Origin of the sequence: Enterococcus innesii, from assembly GCF_022846515.1 — a bacterium.
Lineage (GTDB): Bacteria > Bacillota > Bacilli > Lactobacillales > Enterococcaceae > Enterococcus_D > Enterococcus_D innesii.
This window is the reverse complement of the sequence record NZ_AP025635.1, coordinates 1,902,495-1,919,573: the sequence shown is the minus strand read 5'-3', so window position 1 is coordinate 1,919,573 and position 17,079 is coordinate 1,902,495. Positions and strand designations below refer to the sequence as shown.

Below are 17,079 nucleotides of genomic sequence, written 5' to 3'. Positions count from 1 at the left end.
GCTTGAAAAAGAAAGAAGGCAACGCCATGGCAACGATCCAACTATTTATCTCTGATACCCCCCTTTGCTTTGAAAAAGCGGAATTCACTTTTATGGAAGAAACATTTGTCATCGAGAAACAGCAACTATTTGAAAAAGTCGATGCGGTGATGCATCAAGAGGTATCCTCGGCCTTGGTTTCATTGGTAGAAAAAGCCCTTTTGACGCTAGAAGCGATCGGGGAAGAAGAGGATTATTTCGACCTGCTTTATTTGACCTATGAGAATACCCGTCGTTCTCTCAGCGGACAGCAATTACTCGCACAGCCTTTTCCAGCTGTAGAGGCAGCCTTGCAGCCGGTCTTTGATGAGTTGGCAGAACCGATCGTAGAAAAGTTTTATGAAGAGCTGACCAATCAGCTAGAAGAAGTCGCTGATGATGAACTGTTTAGTTCTTATTATCTGGATGAAGAAGAAGCGGTGATCCAAATCGATGCCCCGATCCAACATGAAGAAGTGATCGCATTGCCCGCCCTTTTACGGGATTACCATGGCACGTTGCAACTGACCTTTGAAAAGTTTTATGAATACCTTGTGTAGCGGCGGCAACTGTCGTCGTTATTTTTTGTGAAAACAGTTACATGTTTAGTTTTTTTTAAATCCTGCGACAGAAGCCTCGGGAATCTTGACCCTTTTGTCAGAAACGATTATAAAGGTAAGAAGAGGCTGAAGGAACCGAGACTGCAGATGGGCAGAATCGGGTAAGAAAAGGATGAGAATCATGCGAAAAGTCCCGCCTATTTTAAAACCAATTGCACTTTTAACGATATCAACGATCATTGCCACTGCTACCGGCGTGGTGAATTCAGGCAGTTATCGCCAACCAAGTCGTGCGACGGAAACGACAGAAACGACCGAACAAGCACCAAGTGAAAGCACACCGTCTTCGATAACGGAAGACAGTCAAAATCAAACACCTGCTAGTACGGACTCACAACCGACGAACGATGACCAGCAGACAACACCGTCATCCAGCAGTGAAGTAGTAACACCAGAAACGACCCCGTCTTCTTCGGTGCCGACAGAAACGACACCATCAAGCGATGAGAGTGTTTCACCGACGACACCGGAAAACAATCAAGAAACGCCTTCTTCAAGTGAAGAAACCACGCCAGATCAGCAAGTGATCATGGATGAGAATCAAGGAAATGAGTAGGTGAGAAAATGACGCTTATTTTAGATTTAATCAACGGCATCCACAAATTTTTGGGCTATCTTGACATCAGTCCAAAATACTTGAATCGCGCCTATACCATCCTCAGTATCATTCCAACGGCGTATATTTTGCGGATCGTCTATGGAATGTTTGCGAACCAAAACTATTTTCAAGCAATCCTTTATACGATCGGCTTTTTGGTCTTAGTCTATTTCTGGGTACTGAATATCTTCTATTATTTCTTGAATAAAAACCTGAAGTTCGATGTCACTCAGACCTTTGTCAAAGTCTTGCCGGATGAAGTCTTCAATATTGAAGGGGAAACTATCAGCACCACCGACATTGATCGTTTGACGACTGAAAAAGCAGTGATCGATTTTGAAGAAGACTATCAGCTAGTATTGGCGAATCATTTGCAGACTTTGATCGCTCAAGAAGAATTGGCGATTAAACCGTCATCCAACGGCTTTACGATTCCGAAAAATACCTTGTACCCTTACTATTTTGTCAAACAGCAAGGGAAAAACGTGTACGTATTGCAGATCGGGACCAGCTACACGGAGATGACGAAAGTCGGCACGATTCAATGGACCGGCAAGCAACCTTTAGAGCCAGTGGGCTTATTTATCACTGGCGGTGATTTTGTCAAAAACGATGTCAAATACCATGAACCGTACAGTTTGAAATTGTACGTCAAAAAAGAGGTCTCCGAAGAAGAACCACAGACCTCAAGACAGGCATATCGACGACAAGCACGCAAATAAGAAAAGGCAGTTCCCCCCAGAGCGTTCTCTGAAGGGACTGCCTTTTTGGTATCTCGGTTATTCGATCGGAATATTTTTTGCGGGTGCGTCTTTGTAGCTAGCTTTCGGTAAGGTCAGGGTCAAAACGCCGTCTTCAAACACTGCTTTAATGGACTCTTCATCAATGTCTGTGATGGTGAAGGTCCGTTGATAGGCACTGCTAGAGCGTTCTTTGCGCAAATAATGTCCGAAATCATCCTCGGTTTCAGTGGTCTCTGTTTGAGCCGCTGAAATCGTCAAGGTATTGTTGACGTAACTGACGCGGATGTTTTCTTTCTTGATGCCGGGTAAATCTGCTTGAACGAGATACTTGTCTTCGTACTCTTTAATGTCCGTGTTCATTTGCCGTTCTTGCCAAAAACTGTTCATTAATTTGCCTAATAGTTCTTCGCCGCCTGCTAAATCTCTTGGAATCAAATTTGCCATGTGGTTCCCCCGCTTTCTTTTATCTATTGAGTTGGTACCTCTATTTTACGAGGAACCAAGCCAAAGGGCAACCAAAATGGCAACAATCACAAAAACAAGAGAAATCACTCAACTATCTTATAAGAATCTGCTATGATAGAACTAAATAACTATCAGATGATTGGATGAATGAAGATGGAGATTATTGAAAAAGCGCCAGCTAAGATCAACCTCGGTCTCGATGTGTTAGAGAAAAGAACAGACGGTTACCATGAGTTGGAAATGGTGATGTCTAGTGTTGATCTAGCCGACCGTCTGATAATGGAAGAGATAGCAGAAGATAAGATCATTGTAGAAACCAACAAAGCTTTTTTACCAATCGATAAACGCAATAATGTCTATCAGGCCGCCAGTATTTTAAAAAAACGCTATGGTATCAAAAAAGGCATCCGCATTCGCATCACCAAGAATATCCCGGTGGCAGCTGGGTTAGGTGGTGGCAGTACGGATTGTGCGGCAGCGTTGCGGGGGATGGTTCGCCTTTGGGACTTGGATCTTTCCATGGCAGAGCTGATCGATATTGGTATGGAAGTTGGTACCGATGTTCCCTATTGTCTGTATGGGACCACTGCTCATATTGCAGGAAAAGGGGAGCTGGTGACGCCGCTGCGGCCGATGCCGCAATGTTGGGTCATCTTAGTCAAACCTCGTCTGAGTGTTTCAACGGGGAAAATCTTTCAAGAAGTCGAGCTAGACCAACTGCACCATCCAGATATCGCAGCATTGTCTGCCGCCGTCTTAGCCGAAGACTACTCGGCTATGATCGCTGCCATGGGCAATAGCCTAGAAGCCATCACGATCCCAAAATATCCGATCGTCCAACAGATCAAAGATCGCATGATGAAATATGGTGCCGATGTTGCCTTGATGACCGGCAGCGGACCGACTGTTTTTGCTCTTTGTCAAAAATATTCACGGGCACAGCGGGTCTACAATGCCTTAAAAGGGTTCTGTGACGAGGTTTATCTTGTACGTACATTGAAATGAATGAGTCAAGGACACAGGCAGGATTCGCCTGTGTTTTTTTGCATTCCTTCTATAAAATCCAGTTCAATAGTAAAGAATAAGGCAGCTGAGGTAGGGAGGAAGCATCTAGAAGCTGCCTTACAGAAAAGACCCCGACGAAAAAAAGGCGTCGGGGTCTGAATCTTTACGTAAAGCAAAGGCTATTCTTTTTGGTGCTGCTGCTTTGCGGATTTTTTCTTTTTGTCTTCTTCGTACAATGATTTGTCGATCGCTTTGCGGATTTCTTCGGTTTGTTGCGATGCAGGATCTTCCGGTAAATCGATTCGATTCAGCAGTTCACTGTTGGTTACAGTTGGCGGCACAGTTACAAATTCGTTCATCTTCGTTTCCTCCAAGTGCTTTTAGATCATTATCCTACATACTCTCTAATTTTTCAAGCTGACACAGTAGGGGCGCATGGCGAATGGTGTAAAATATAACTAAGTTTCTGAGAGAAGAATCCGCTTCAAATGAACGTTATCTCCTATGTTTTCCGATTTATCTCGAAATAAAAGTTTTAAATCGTAAAACGTACGATTTGTCTTGACGAACCGGAAATCATTTGATAGAGTAACTTTTGCTAACAAAACGGAGTTGTTCCGTTTTAAAATAAAAAGAAGAGCCAGCAAATGGAAGGGGAAATCCCGATGAAAAAAATCTTACTTACTATAGCACTCCTTTTAGGGGGCGTGCTTCTTGGCGCTTGTGGGCAGCAAGAAGCGACAAGTCAATCGAGTGACACCGAGAAGCTGTCGATCGTCACGACGTTTTATCCAATGTACGAATTTACGAAAGAAGTTGTAGGCGATGCAGCAGAGGTCTCCTTGTTGATCCCTGCAGGAACCGAGCCTCATGACTATGAGCCAAGTGCCAAAGATATGACCAAAATCATGGATGCAGATGCCTTTGTCTACAATAGTCCTGAGCTAGAAACTTGGGTTGCTAGTTTGACGGATTCCGTCGATCCTGAGCAAACAGCAGTGATTGAAGCGGCCAAAAACATTCAGTTGGTGGAAGGCACAGAGGAAGAGCATGGTCACGAGGATGAAGACAGCCATGAAGGCCATGATCATACGTATGACCCTCATGTTTGGACCGATCCAGTCTTAGCGATCCAAGAAGTAGAAACGATCCGCGATGACCTGATTGCGAAGTTTCCTGAGCAAAAGGCAACCTTCACGGAAAATGCGGCTGCCTATATCGAAAAACTTTCTGCTTTAGATGAAGCCTACCAAGCGGCGTTAAAGGATGCGACTCAGCGGACCTTCGTTACGCAGCACGCAGCCTTTGGCTATTTGGCACGGCAGTATAATTTAGTCGAAGAATCGATTTCGGGCATTTCACCCGATCAAGAACCAACGCCAAGTCGTTTGGCTGAGCTGAAAGAATATGTAGAAGAAAAGCAAGTCAAAGTTATCTATTTTGAAGAAAACGCGTCATCGAAGGTGGCTGAGACCTTAGCCTCTGAAACAGGAGTGGAGCTGGCGGTCTTGAATCCATTAGAAAGCTTGACGCAAGCGCAGATGGATAACGGCGAAACATACCTGTCTGTAATGGAAGACAATTTGGCAGCATTACAAAAAAGTATTCACTAAGGAGGCGCCTGCGTGCGTTATATCGATGTAAAAGATTTGACCTTTTATTATGACGATGAGCCCGTCTTGGAAGACATTTCTTACTTTGTTGAAGACGGCGAATTCGTGATTTTGACCGGCGAAAATGGGGCGGCAAAATCTACTTTGATCAAAGCAACCCTTGGTTTGTTGAAACCTTCTAAAGGAGCAGTCACCTTGGCGACCAAGAATGCCGCTGGTGAAAAATTAAGCATCGGCTACATTCCTCAGCAGATTGCTTCCTTTAATGTCGGGTTCCCCAGCACCGTTTTGGAATTGGTCCAATCAGGCCGCTACCCAAGAGACCGCTGGTTCAAGCGACTGACGAAACGAGACCATGAACATGTCCGCCGTGCATTAGATGCCGTCGGGATGTGGGACGTGCGTAATAAACGGATCGGTGAGTTGTCCGGTGGCCAAAAACAACGGATCAGCTTGGCACGGGTCTTTGCCACGGATCCTGATTTATTTATTTTAGATGAACCAACCACGGGGATGGATGAACAATCCCGCAATCTGTTTTATGAACTGCTGCGACACAATGCTCATGACCATGGCAAGTCGATTTTGATGATCACCCATGATCACGAAGATATCAAAGAATATGCGGACCGTCAGATCCGTTTAGTGCGGAAGGAGGATTCACCATGGCGCTGCTTTCATATGAATTCATGAGAAGAGCTTTTCTTGCGGCGATTTTTATTGCCGGTATCGCACCGATGCTGGGGGTCTTTCTGGTGATTCGACGACAGTCATTGATGGCTGATACGCTGTCCCATGTCTCTTTAGCAGGGGTGGCACTAGGCTTCTTTCTAAATCTAAATCCCAGTTTGACGACGCTATTGATCGTAGTCATTGCCGCAATCATTTTGGAATATTTGCGAACGCTGTACCGCAGTTATTCAGAGATCTCGATCGCCATTTTGATGTCCGGTGGCTTAGCGTTAGCCCTCGTCTTGATGAACCTTAGCGGTGGGAACTCCGCAACGAGTATCCAATCGTATTTGTTTGGGTCGATCGTTACGATCACACAAGAACAAGTCTGGATCTTAGGCTTTTTGTTTTTAGTCGTTTTTGCTTTATTTTTCTTATTCAAACGGCCCATGTACATTTTGACCTTTGATGAAGATACCGCCCATGTCGATGGCTTGCCTGTGCGAGTGATGTCGATGCTCTTTAATGTCTTGACGGGGGTGGCAATCGCTATGATGATCCCGATTGCGGGCGCATTGCTGATCTCTGCGATCATGGTTTTACCAGCTGCCATCAGTATGCGTTTAGGCAAAAGCTTCAACGCGGTGATTTTGATCAGTGTCGTGATCGGCATGATTGGGATGATGTCTGGTTTGACCAGTTCCTTTTATTTGGACACACCACCGGGAGCGACGATCACGCTGGTTTTTATCGCTCTTTTCTTAGTGATCAATTTGATCAAACGCATCGTGATCCTCGTGCAACGAAAACAGCGCCTCAAATAAAGGGCTTTATGAAAAAGAAACGAAGAATTTTCGTTTCTTTTTTTTAAACTCTAATCAAAACCGAACAATATAAGCAATATTTCAGATAATGCTCGCATTTATCCCGAAAAAGCCTTATAATAAGGCGAATAAACTAAAGGAGTTGTCCGGTGTGAAAATACGTCGAAGTGAACGACTGATCGATATGACACATTACTTGTTGAATCATCCCCATGAATTGATTTCATTGTCCTTCTTTTCTAAACGATATGCCTCTGCAAAATCATCGATTAGCGAAGATTTATCTATTATCAAAAAGACCTTTAAAGAACGAGGAACAGGCATTCTTGATACCGTGCCAGGCGCTGCTGGCGGTGTTTTTTTTGTGCCTGAAATTTCTGAAGAAGAAGCGTATGCGTACGTCGAAGGGCTGGCAGAACGCTTGTCTGAGCAAGACCGTTTGTTGCCTGGCGGCTATGTTTATCTATCTGACTTATTAGGCGAACCGGAATTGCTGCGCCAAGTCGGCCGCATCATCGCTTCCAAATATTTAGGCGAACAAATCGATGCGGTGATGACCGTTGCTACTAAAGGAGTGCCGATCGCTCAAGCAGTCTCTTACTACTTGAATGTTCCCTTCGTGATCGTGCGTCGTGATTCCAAGATCACTGAAGGCTCGACCGTGAGTGTCAATTATGTCTCTGGTTCTTCAGAGCGCATCGAAAAAATGGAATTATCCAAACGCAGCTTAAAGCGCGGCTCTAGAGTATTGGTGGTTGATGACTTTATGAAAGGCGGCGGCACGGTCAATGGGATGAAGAGCTTGATTGAAGAATTTGAGGCCGAATTAGTCGGTATTACGGTTTTTGCCGAAACGAAATTCAAAGGCAAGCGGGCCATCAGCGATTACAGCTCTCTGCTTTATGTTGAAGATGTCGATACCCAGACCAAAACGATCTCGGTAGTACCGGGAAATTATTTTGAGAAAAAAGCCTGATTTTTGTGGCTCTTAGACTGGCGCAAGCAGCTGTTTTTAAAACGGCGGCTGCCAGTCTTTTTTTGATTGGTCTAGGTGGCGATTCCTTAAATCGTTGAAATTTACAAGTACTTGGGCTAAACTGTTTATAGGAAATTCAATGAATAAAAATCCTTCAGATTGATAGGAGTGGAATACGTGGACGCACGTTTTGCAATAATTTTAGCGGCTGGAAAAGGCACGCGCATGAAATCGAAGTTATATAAAGTGTTACATCCGGTTTGCGGTAAGCCAATGGTGGAGCACATCATGAACCGAGTGGTGGAAACAAATCCTGAAGAGATCGTGACGATCGTTGGTCACGGGGCGGAAATGGTCAAGGAGCAACTGGGGGATCGCACCAATTACGCCTTACAAGCCGAACAATTAGGTACCGGTCACGCTGTCGTTCAAGCCGAATCATTTTTAAAGGGCAAAAAAGGCACGACCTTAGTAATTAGTGGGGATACGCCGTTATTGACGACGGAAACCTTGAATAACTTGTTCGATTACCATCAAGGGAAAAATGCATCGGCGACGATCTTGACGGCACAAGCGGCAGATCCAACGGGCTATGGCCGGATCGTACGGGATCATGTCGGTATCGTGGAGAAAATCGTTGAGCAAAAAGATGCGTCGACCGAAGAAGCGTTGATCCAAGAAATCAATACTGGAACGTATTGCTTCGACAATGAATTGCTATTTGACGCCTTGGCAAAATTAGATACGGACAATGCCCAAGGGGAGTACTATTTGACTGACATTATCGAGATCTTAAAGGAAGACGGCAAAATCATCGCTGCTTATCAAACCGAAGATTTCCATGAATCTTTAGGGGTCAACGACCGCATCGCCTTAGCCGAAGCCAATCGCTTGATGCGCCAGCGGATCAACCGTCAGCACATGCAAAACGGCGTGACCTTGATCGACCCGGCGACGACTTATATCGACGAAGGCGTTGTGATTGGTTCAGATACCTTGATCGAAGCCGGTGTGATCATCAAAGGGAAGACGACGATCGGAGAAGATTGTGTCATTACGGCAGCTTCTGAAATTGAAGACAGCAAGATCGGCAACCAAGTGACGATCAAGGCATCGACGATCGAGGAGAGCATCATCCATGATGGCGCCGATGTCGGTCCTAATGCCCATCTTCGTCCCCATGCGGAAATTTTGGCCCATGCCCATATCGGTAACTTTGTGGAGGTCAAAAATGCGACGATTGGTGAAGGCACCAAAGTCGGACACTTGTCTTATGTTGGCGATGCGACCTTAGGCAAAAACATCAATGTCGGCTGCGGCGTAGTCTTTGTTAATTATGACGGCAAGAGCAAATTCAAAACGACTGTCGGCGACAATTGCTTTATCGGCTCTGGCTCCAATCTAGTTGCGCCATTAACCATCGAAGAGGAAACGATGATCGCTGCTGGCTCAACGATCACCAAAGATGTTCCTAAACACAGTATGGCGATTGCCCGCGCCCGTCAGGAAAATAAAGCGGATTACGCGAAAAAGTTGCCTTATCTAAATTAGAAATAGCGAAATGACTTGATTTCTTAAGGAAAAATGACTACTATTTATTAGGAAGAAGATTCTAGTAAAAAGGAGTCATTTTTTTCTAGATGAACGCAAAGAAAGTGGAGGTTCTCATGTCAAATCATTATTTTGATCCAAGATTGAAGATTTTTTCTCTGAACTCAAATCGTCCTTTGGCGGAAAAAATCGCAGCTGCAGTAGGTGTTGAATTAGGTAAGTGTTCAGTCAAACAATTTAGCGATGGTGAAATCCAAGTGAATATTGAAGAAAGTATTCGTGGTGCCCACGTCTACGTGATTCAATCAACCAGCAGCCCTGTAAACGATAACCTAATGGAATTGCTGATCATGATCGATGCTTTGAAGCGCGCCAGTGCGAAGACGATCAATGTAGTAATGCCTTATTATGGTTATGCAAGACAAGACCGCAAAGCGCGATCAAGAGAACCAATCACCGCAAAACTTGTAGCAAACATGATCGAAAAAGCCGGTGCGAACCGCATGGTTACACTGGATTTGCATGCCTCACAGATTCAAGGGTTCTTTGATATCCCCGTTGACCACTTGATGGGTGCACCATTGATCGCCAACTACTTCTTGGAAAGAGGCATTCAAGGCGATGATGTCGTCGTTGTTTCACCAGACCACGGGGGCGTGACTCGTGCCCGCAAATTAGCTGAGTTTCTTAAGTCACCAATCGCGATCATCGACAAACGTCGTCCGAAAGCCAACGTAGCGGAAGTCATGAATATCATTGGTCATGTTGAAGGCAAAACTTGTGTCTTGATCGACGATATGATCGATACTGCGGGTACCATCACATTGGCTGCGAACGCGTTGAAACAAGCAGGAGCTAAAAGTGTTTACGCCTCATGTACTCACCCTGTCTTGTCAGGACCTGCCTTGGAACGGATCGAAGATTCGGCCATTGAGCATCTAGTTGTGACAGATTCGATTCACTTGCCAGAAGACCGCAAGTCGAAAAAAATCGATGAGATCAGTGTCGGTGCCTTGATGGGCGAAGCGATCAAACGAATCCATGAGAACAAACCAGTAAGTCCACTGTTTGAATCAAAATTATCAATTTAATCGTGTCTCATATGCATGAGAACAACAGCCAATGGTCGGTCTTTAGCCCCTCATTGGCTGTTTTTTTCTGAGGAGTTTCAGGATGTTTTTAGAAAAAACGATCGCAGTCATGTTTCTTTTCACCAATTTATGGTATTCTTGAAAGTGACTTGCGAAACGCAAGCAAAAAATAAAATAGAATCTAATCACAAAGGGGAGTCTGCAAAGGCTGAGAATGAGAGTACTCTAAACCCTTCGTACCTGTTTCGATCATGCGAACGTAGGAATTGTGACGAGTTGAAGTGTCTAACACTTCTCCTTTGTGAATTGTGATGATTCTAAAGGAGGAGTTTTTTTGAAACGAAAAATGTCGCTGCAAGTGTGGACGGAAGGAACGATGATTGCTGCTATCGGGGTCGTCTTGTCGTATATCCCGATCCAGACAGCCAATTCCAGTATCGACTTGTCTCTAGGGCTCGTGCCCTTGGTCTTGTATTCGTATCGTCGCGGGGTGCTGCCGGGAATGACGGCGGGATTTATGTGGGGCTTGCTGAATATTTTGATTGGTAGTGCGATGCGTAACTTTATCACCGTTCCACAGATCATCTTTGAATATCCCTTTGCCTTTGCTTTTGGTGGGATGGGCGGCATGTTTGCTAATAAAATCCAGCAAGCGATCCGTCAAAACAGCAAAAACGTTACGTGGTATGTCGTCTTAGGGGGCATCGTGGCGGTGATTAGCCGTTGGTTTTGGCATTATTGGGCAGGGGTTTTTGTCTGGGGAATGTACGCACCGCCAGGACAAAGTCCGTATCTGTATTCCTTGATCTTTAATGGGTCATCGGTCATCATCAATATCGTTTATGTAGGGGTCGTATTAGGTCTCTTAGTCAAGGCCGCTCCAAAATTATTTGTGCCGAAAGTTTAGTTTTAGAAATGAAATCATAAAAAATGTCTTGATGCTCTTTGAAAAAGAGAAGCATCAAGACATTTTTTTGTCGAAAAAGCCAAAAGCCAAATCTTCTTGATCAATTTCCAACGACCAGTTTTTTTTGCTGGCTGAGTAGCGCAAAACTGCAATTTGATCTAACTCTTTTTGATTGACCAATGTGCTTTTCAAGCCAGCATCTTCTGACAGATAGATCGGGATCGTATAAGTTTTATCGATCAGTTGCTCTTGTGTCAGACAGAAGACGATGCCTTCTTGCATGATTCCCCGCAATTCTTTCAGCAAATTAAAATCGAGCTTTTCAACCGGTGTTGCTTTTTTAAAAAAGGAGAGGCGATCATTGATTTTTTCTAAGACGATGCGGGTGATCCGATCCGCCAAGATCCGGTAATATTCATCTAAATAGCGATAATAAACACGGGAACGTGCATCTTTTAAGTCAAAGAAAACAAAGTTATTTTGCAGTTTGTAAAAGAAAGGGGAGTGGAGGTGTGTCTTCATGTGGCCAAAATATAACAATTCGGAGATCTCTAAAGGCGTCAATTCTTTGACCATCTCGTAATCGTTAAAATCGATCCACTTCATTTCTTCAGCAATACGACCTTTGTTGATCTGCTGAAAAAACAGTTGGACATCTTCCATTCCACGAATGACTTTTAAGCCCGTATGACCGTCGAATTCGCCGAAATCACTGGAAGGATCAAGCAAGAGCAGATTCTTGGGCTGATGGACAATGCTCTTGTTAAAATCTTGGGGGGCAAGCCCGCGGGTCAAGACGGCATTGCTGGTTGTATCAATATGTACGTAAATCGTGTTAGACATGCCGATCGATCCCTCCTATCTACTAAGTTCATTCTACAACAAAGCGCTGAAAATTGCTTGTATCTTTTCGTTTAAAGTTATATTACAAAATAACAGAAAAAACAATTTTTAAGTTCCCTTTTTCGACAAAAAAAGGCAAATCTTGTCTTTTCGTAAAAAAACTGGCCAAAATTGGCGTCTTTATGAGGATTTTGGTATGATAAAAGAAGAAACTAATGGAGACGAAAACCTATGAGAAAAAAGAAACGCAGACTTTCAAATTGGCTGAGCAATCTCTTTTTGCTTTTGCTGTTATTGATTGGTTTAGCATTGATTTTTAATAATCAAATCAAAAATTATTTTATTAAACAAACAGGTGAAGCATACGCAGTCGGCACCATTGATCGCAGTGATGTGGAAAAAAATATGGAAGCGGAAGCGACCTTTGATTTTGATGCCGTGGAGCCGGCAAGTTCAGAAGCAGTCTTACGGGCGCAGCTGAGCAACAAAGCCTTGCCAGTGATCGGCGGCGTGGCGGTTCCTAGTGTGGGGATCAATCTGCCGATTTTTAAAGGCTTGGCCAACGAGGCCTTGCTGTATGGTGCTGGTACGTTAAGTCCCACCCAAAAAATGGGGGAAGGCAATTACGCACTAGCCAGCCATCGCGCCCAATCGCCAGAGCTTTTGTTTACGCCATTGGATGATGTCGCCATTGGGGCGGCTATCTATGTGACCGATCTGGAAAATATTTACACGTATACCGCGACTTCTTCTGTGCGGGTCGATCCGACCGATGTCTATTTGCTTGACGAAGTAGAAGGCCGCAAAATGATCACGCTGATCACCTGTGGCGAAATGGGCGGTGTCACCCGTCGTGTGATCCAAGGTGATTTGGAATCTGTGACGCCAGTCGATGAAGCCACGGATGAGATGTTGGCAGCATTCAACATGGCACAACGAACATTTTAATCAAAAGAATAGCTCGAGTGGTACGGCAGCCGGCGTGTCATTCGTCTATTCTTTTTTGCTTAAGGAGGCGTCTTGATGAAAGTGAAAAAACTGACTTCGATCGATTTTCTTGCACAAAGGGCAGGGTTTCAAGAAAGCCGACTGGTCTTTTCCTTTTTTGAGTCGCACTCAAAAGCGCGACGAGCCTTTCTTGCCGACATGGCGCAGCAGGGCTGGCAGATCGACAGCCGTTATGGCCGCTTTTACCTTGCTGGGCAGTTTGATTTTGACCAAAAGACACTGACTATCACCAATCTACTGGTGGAAGCAGCCGCCGAGTTTACTTGGAAACAACTGCTAGCTGTGACAGAAAGCTTTGCCCGCAGTCGTTTTGTAGCAGCCGTCTTGTGGCAGCTCCCTCATCGGACCCCCTTGGCTGAGTGGTTTATCCAGCAAGGGTATCAGGTGGTCCCTCAAGGGTATCAAAAAGCGCTAGCTTATCAGACGGCGCTGGTTTTAGGCGGTGGCGGTGCTCATGGGGCGTATCAAATCGGGGTTTGGCAAGCGCTGCAAGAACGGGGCATCACCTTTGAATGGATCACGGGAACTTCCGTTGGTGCGTTGAATGGCGCCTTGATTTTAATGAACGATGTGGAAGCGGCCGTCGATTTATGGGCAAATATCTCCAGCGAGCAAGTATTGCACTATCCGCTTGCTTCGGTACGAGCCCAAACGCTGCGGGATTTGATGAATCAAGCCAACTCGCTGGTCCGCGAAGCGGTCAAAAGCAACGGCGCCAGTACCGAACCCTTGGCAAAGCTTTTGCAAAAGACCTTTGATCAAGAAAAATTCAGCCAAACTGCTTGTCGTTTGCTGATCTGTACGACTCGTCTGCCCGACTTCAAGGAGACGGTTTATGCCTTTGATCCATCCGCAGTAGAGGAAAATCTGCATTGGTTGTTGGCATCCGCGTCATTTTATCCAGCAATGCAGGCGCAAAAAATTAATGATGCTTATTATATCGATGGCGGCTATCGCAATAACCTGCCCATCGATGTCGCTGTCCAGCAAGGGGCAACGGAATGTATCACCGTGGATGTCCAAGGACCCGGCATCAATAAAAGGACGGTTGTGACGGAAGAAACTGCGCAACTTTCGTTAGGGTCTCCTTGGTCCTTAGGCAGCTTTTTGGTTTTTGATGCCCAGCGTTCGCTGGATAATATGACCTTAGGCTATTTGGAAACCTTGAAAGTGTTCGGCAAATACCAAGGCCATTGGTATACCTTTGAAAAGACGGTTGATTTTCAGCCGTTATGGCGGGGCTTTTTGAAAGAGCTACGCCAGACAGACCCGTTGCTTTATCAGGAACTAAAGAAAAAAGAATTTTGGAAAAAAATGCGTAAATTCTATCAACAGGATGTGCCATTTGAGCAGTGGGGGCGTATACTGATAGAGTGTACCGCGAAAGTATTGTATCTAGCGCCTACGGTGATTTATGAGCAGGAAACGATGCTAACGGCTTTAGCTGAAAAAATTGCGCTAAAGGCAGTGGAAGAAGCCGATGCCTGGTCGATCACCGAGTGGCTGAGCTATTATCGCGACCGTTTTTTTGTCTTGTCCGAGCAAAACCGCTTTTTCTTTTTTTATCGGACGCAGCAATTGAATCTGCCCGCCCTTCAGCAGATTCGTCGGCGTTACCCGCTGACTGCTTTAATGGCAGCGTATAGTCACTATCTTTTGAAAGGAGCAGAAAATGGATAAATTTTCGTATGAAATCGTTGAAGAGATCGCCGTGCTTTCGGAAAATCAAAGAGGCTGGCGCAAAGAATTGAATTTGGTGAGCTGGAATGGGCGTCCGCCAAAATTTGATCTGAGAGATTGGGGCCCAGAGCACGAGAAGATGGGCAAAGGCGTGACCTTATCCAATGAAGAATTTGCAGAACTTAAAAAAGCCCTGCTTTCCATGTAAGAAAGCAAAAGGGTGAGGAGTGATCAAATGAAAAGTATGACTGGTTTTGGCAAAGGCAGTGCAGAAACGCCAGATGTGCAGATCGAAATTGAAATCAAAAGTGTCAATCAGCGCTTTTTGGACCTGCAGCTGCGAATGCCCAAACAATTGAATCCTCTAGAAGGTGCTTTACGGCAGTCGATCAAGCAGACCCTCCAGCGAGGACGGATCGAATTGTATGTGACTTTAAAAGAAAAAACCGCACATACGAAACAGATCGAGATCCAATGGGACCTGCTGGAACGTTTCATGCAGGAAATCGATACCGAAGCCAAAGACCGTTTTGACCTAGCAGAGCTGCCCAAAGCAGCATTGCTGGAACAATTCCTGCTCCATGAGGCTTTTCTAACGATCTCTGATCAAGAGCCAGAAGAAAGCACCTTGGCCGATGGCGTGATGGAAGCATTAGACCAAGCGTTGGCAGCGATCGACCAAAGCCGCTGGGTGGAAGGGCAAGGCATTCTGCAGATCTTACAAGAAAACCAGCGACAGCTGCAGGAAAAACTGACAGAACTCAAACAATTCGTGACCCTCTATGAGGCAGACTACCAAGAACGCTTTGAAAAGAAACTGACTGCCTATTTAGGGGAAGAAGTCGAGCGCGATCGTTTACTGACAGAGTTGGCGATTTTATTGGAACGCGGCGATATCCACGAAGAACTGGATCGTTTAAGTATCCATTTAACGACGATGACGGAGCTGCTGGCAGCTGAGACGCCGATAGGTCGAGAGCTGGATTTCTTGATCCAAGAGATGAACCGGGAAGTCAATACGATTGGCTCAAAATCAAGTCCGATCCAAATCAAAAACAGTGTCGTCCAAATGAAGACGATCATTGAAAAAATCAGAGAACAAGTTCAAAACATCGAGTAGGAGGAATGAACCAATGAAATATTACGATATCACCTTTCACGAACTGAGCGGAAAAAATGTCATCAAACGCAGTATACCCTCTGACAAAGAGAATTTCTCTGCATGGGAAGATGCCTGCGTAGCCATAGAGCCGGATTTTCTTCATCTACTAGTTGATGGCATAGCGGTTTCTTTAAATCGTCGGTACATCGTGCGTATCGATTGCCAAGAAGTGACGGATCCTACCGAAAAAGCGATCACCGCCAAAGACGAATTAGCAGGGGTCATCAATACCTTAAGCAACATGGGCTTTTAAGAAAGCAGCCGAAGTGTAGACTAGCAATTTCATGAAATTCCCATTATAATAAAGTAGTTCTTGAAAGTTGCTGAAAAAAAGTGCAAAATAGACGTTAAGCAAATGTCAGTGAAAGGACGTCATTATGTCAGAGCGAGGATTACTTATAGTTTTATCAGGACCTTCCGGAGTAGGGAAAGGGACCGTGCGCAAAGCAATTTTTGAGAGTGACGACAACGATTTTCAATATTCCGTTTCAATGACCACTCGTCAAAAACGCGAGGGGGAAGTGGAAGGGGTCGATTACTATTTCCGCACGCGGGAAGAATTTGAAGCCTTGATCGAAGCCGGTGAAATGCTGGAATACGCCGAATATGTCGGCAATTATTATGGCACCCCATTATCTTATGTCCAACAAACATTGGATCAAGGAAAAGATGTGTTTTTAGAGATCGAAGTGCAAGGGGCAAAACAAGTAAAAGACAAAGTTCCCGATGGTGTGTTTATTTTTCTGACGCCACCTGATCTGGCAGAATTACGCTCTCGTATTACAGGAAGAGGAACCGACTCTGCCGAAGTGATCGATGAACGGATGCGTGTCGCCCGTGAAGAAATCGAAATGATGGCTTTGTATGATTATGCCGTTGTCAATGATGAAGTACCTAAGGCAGTCCAACGAATTCGCGAAATTATTTCGAGTGAACATTTTCGCGTTGACCGAGTGATCGGAACCTATATCAAAATGTTAGAGGAGCTGTAAGAAATATGATGTTAAAACCTTCAATCGATTCTTTGTTGGATCGTGTCAATTCAAAATATTCATTAGTGATCTTAGCAAGCAAACGGGCGCATGAACTTGATGCCGGTGCGCAAGCAACACTAGAAAACTTTGATTCAGTGAAAAGCGTGGGTCAAGCACTTGAAGAAATCGAAGCGGAATTAGTTGTTAATGATCCGCATCCAGAAATCAAACGGGCCCGCTTGAAAATGGAACAAGAAGAGCGCAAAGCGCAAAAAGACCAAGAACAAAAAGAATTAGAAGCGCGTATCCGCGACGAACAAAAGCTATAG

General features: G+C 44.9%; 21 protein-coding genes and 1 riboswitch. Of the genes, 18 read left to right on the top strand and 3 right to left on the bottom strand.

The window, feature by feature from the left end; genetic code table 11:
• Positions 1-26: 26 nt before the first annotated feature.
• The 3 genes from ENLAB_RS08935 to ENLAB_RS08925 all read left to right on the top strand — a co-directional run bounded on the left by ENLAB_RS08935 (position 27) and on the right by ENLAB_RS08925 (position 1,958).
• A complete protein-coding gene (locus ENLAB_RS08935) occupies positions 27-578 on the top strand; it encodes a hypothetical protein (protein WP_081119213.1) in 552 nt (183 codons plus the stop codon).
• 181 nt (positions 579-759) lie between these two features.
• Positions 760-1,194 (top strand): superantigen-like protein SSL4, encoded by a 435-nt coding sequence (locus ENLAB_RS08930; RefSeq protein ID WP_077454124.1) that lies wholly within the window; start codon positions 760-762, stop codon positions 1,192-1,194.
• An 8-nt stretch (positions 1,195-1,202) separates the two neighbouring features.
• Positions 1,203-1,958: a DUF6681 family protein gene (locus ENLAB_RS08925; RefSeq protein ID WP_081119210.1), complete on the top strand. Its 756-nt coding sequence runs from the start codon at positions 1,203-1,205 to the stop codon at positions 1,956-1,958.
• Positions 1,959-2,015: 57 nt separating this feature from the next.
• Here the strand turns inward: ENLAB_RS08925 and ENLAB_RS08920 are convergent, their stop codons facing one another.
• A complete protein-coding gene (locus ENLAB_RS08920) occupies positions 2,016-2,423 on the bottom strand; it encodes an Hsp20/alpha crystallin family protein (protein WP_077454126.1) in 408 nt (135 codons plus the stop codon).
• A 174-nt stretch (positions 2,424-2,597) separates the two neighbouring features.
• Here ENLAB_RS08920 and ispE point away from each other — a divergent pair, with 174 nt between their 5' ends.
• Entirely contained in the window at positions 2,598-3,449 is an 852-nt protein-coding gene (gene ispE, locus ENLAB_RS08915; protein WP_034878197.1) for a 4-(cytidine 5'-diphospho)-2-C-methyl-D-erythritol kinase, read from the top strand.
• 179 nt (positions 3,450-3,628) lie between these two features.
• Here ispE and ENLAB_RS08910 read toward each other — a convergent pair whose 3' ends face one another.
• Positions 3,629-3,808 carry a hypothetical protein gene (locus ENLAB_RS08910; protein WP_081119209.1) on the bottom strand — a complete coding sequence of 60 codons (180 nt, stop codon included), beginning with the start codon at positions 3,806-3,808 and terminating at the stop codon, positions 3,629-3,631.
• Between the two features lie 306 nt (positions 3,809-4,114).
• Between ENLAB_RS08910 and ENLAB_RS08905 the strand changes: the two genes are divergently transcribed.
• The 7 genes from ENLAB_RS08905 to thiT all read left to right on the top strand — a co-directional run bounded on the left by ENLAB_RS08905 (position 4,115) and on the right by thiT (position 11,083).
• Positions 4,115-5,062: a metal ABC transporter substrate-binding protein gene (locus ENLAB_RS08905; RefSeq protein WP_139789555.1), complete on the top strand. Its 948-nt coding sequence runs from the start codon at positions 4,115-4,117 to the stop codon at positions 5,060-5,062.
• A gap of 12 nt (positions 5,063-5,074) precedes the next feature.
• The gene (locus ENLAB_RS08900) at positions 5,075-5,755 is read left to right on the top strand and encodes a metal ABC transporter ATP-binding protein (RefSeq protein ID WP_081119207.1); all 681 of its coding nucleotides are present in this window, start codon (positions 5,075-5,077) and stop codon (positions 5,753-5,755) included.
• Positions 5,728-6,558, top strand: coding sequence for a metal ABC transporter permease (locus ENLAB_RS08895; RefSeq protein ID WP_005230272.1), 831 nt, complete (start codon positions 5,728-5,730; stop codon positions 6,556-6,558). The genes ENLAB_RS08900 and ENLAB_RS08895 overlap by 28 nt, the downstream gene beginning before the upstream one ends.
• A 151-nt stretch (positions 6,559-6,709) precedes the next feature.
• Complete coding sequence (gene purR / locus ENLAB_RS08890) at positions 6,710-7,534, top strand: pur operon repressor (protein WP_005230273.1); 825 nt, start codon at positions 6,710-6,712, stop codon at positions 7,532-7,534.
• Positions 7,535-7,711: 177 nt separating this feature from the next.
• The gene (gene glmU / locus ENLAB_RS08885) at positions 7,712-9,085 is read left to right on the top strand and encodes a bifunctional UDP-N-acetylglucosamine diphosphorylase/glucosamine-1-phosphate N-acetyltransferase GlmU (RefSeq protein ID WP_081119206.1); all 1,374 of its coding nucleotides are present in this window, start codon (positions 7,712-7,714) and stop codon (positions 9,083-9,085) included.
• 116 nt (positions 9,086-9,201) lie between these two features.
• Positions 9,202-10,176: a ribose-phosphate diphosphokinase gene (locus ENLAB_RS08880; RefSeq protein ID WP_005230276.1), complete on the top strand. Its 975-nt coding sequence runs from the start codon at positions 9,202-9,204 to the stop codon at positions 10,174-10,176.
• A gap of 181 nt (positions 10,177-10,357) precedes the next feature.
• Positions 10,358-10,459: riboswitch (TPP riboswitch) on the top strand.
• 51 nt (positions 10,460-10,510) lie between these two features.
• Positions 10,511-11,083: an energy-coupled thiamine transporter ThiT gene (gene thiT / locus ENLAB_RS08875; protein ID WP_236598553.1), complete on the top strand. Its 573-nt coding sequence runs from the start codon at positions 10,511-10,513 to the stop codon at positions 11,081-11,083.
• Between the two features lie 54 nt (positions 11,084-11,137).
• Here the strand turns inward: thiT and ENLAB_RS08870 are convergent, their stop codons facing one another.
• Positions 11,138-11,926: a hypothetical protein gene (locus ENLAB_RS08870; protein ID WP_005232973.1), complete on the bottom strand. Its 789-nt coding sequence runs from the start codon at positions 11,924-11,926 to the stop codon at positions 11,138-11,140.
• 231 nt (positions 11,927-12,157) lie between these two features.
• On the opposite strand from ENLAB_RS08870, the gene ENLAB_RS08865 reads away from it, so the two are divergent.
• The 7 genes from ENLAB_RS08865 (at position 12,158) to rpoZ (ending at position 17,079) form a co-directional block, all read left to right on the top strand.
• Positions 12,158-12,874, top strand: a complete 717-nt coding sequence (locus ENLAB_RS08865) for a class A sortase (RefSeq protein WP_005230283.1) — start codon at positions 12,158-12,160, stop codon at positions 12,872-12,874.
• Positions 12,875-12,949: 75 nt separating this feature from the next.
• Entirely contained in the window at positions 12,950-14,614 is a 1,665-nt protein-coding gene (locus ENLAB_RS08860) for a patatin-like phospholipase family protein (protein WP_244350770.1), read from the top strand.
• Positions 14,607-14,822 (top strand): YdbC family protein, encoded by a 216-nt coding sequence (locus tag ENLAB_RS08855; protein WP_005230288.1) that lies wholly within the window; start codon positions 14,607-14,609, stop codon positions 14,820-14,822. The genes ENLAB_RS08860 and ENLAB_RS08855 overlap by 8 nt, the downstream gene beginning before the upstream one ends.
• Positions 14,823-14,849: 27 nt before the next feature.
• Positions 14,850-15,734 carry a YicC/YloC family endoribonuclease gene (locus tag ENLAB_RS08850; RefSeq protein ID WP_244350768.1) on the top strand — a complete coding sequence of 295 codons (885 nt, stop codon included), beginning with the start codon at positions 14,850-14,852 and terminating at the stop codon, positions 15,732-15,734.
• A gap of 13 nt (positions 15,735-15,747) precedes the next feature.
• Positions 15,748-16,029, top strand: a complete 282-nt coding sequence (locus ENLAB_RS08845; RefSeq protein WP_244350766.1) for a hypothetical protein — start codon at positions 15,748-15,750, stop codon at positions 16,027-16,029.
• 124 nt (positions 16,030-16,153) lie between these two features.
• Positions 16,154-16,768 (top strand): guanylate kinase, encoded by a 615-nt coding sequence (gene gmk / locus ENLAB_RS08840; RefSeq protein ID WP_005230308.1) that lies wholly within the window; start codon positions 16,154-16,156, stop codon positions 16,766-16,768.
• Positions 16,769-16,773: 5 nt separating this feature from the next.
• Positions 16,774-17,079, top strand: coding sequence for a DNA-directed RNA polymerase subunit omega (rpoZ, locus tag ENLAB_RS08835; protein WP_005232977.1), 306 nt, complete (start codon positions 16,774-16,776; stop codon positions 17,077-17,079).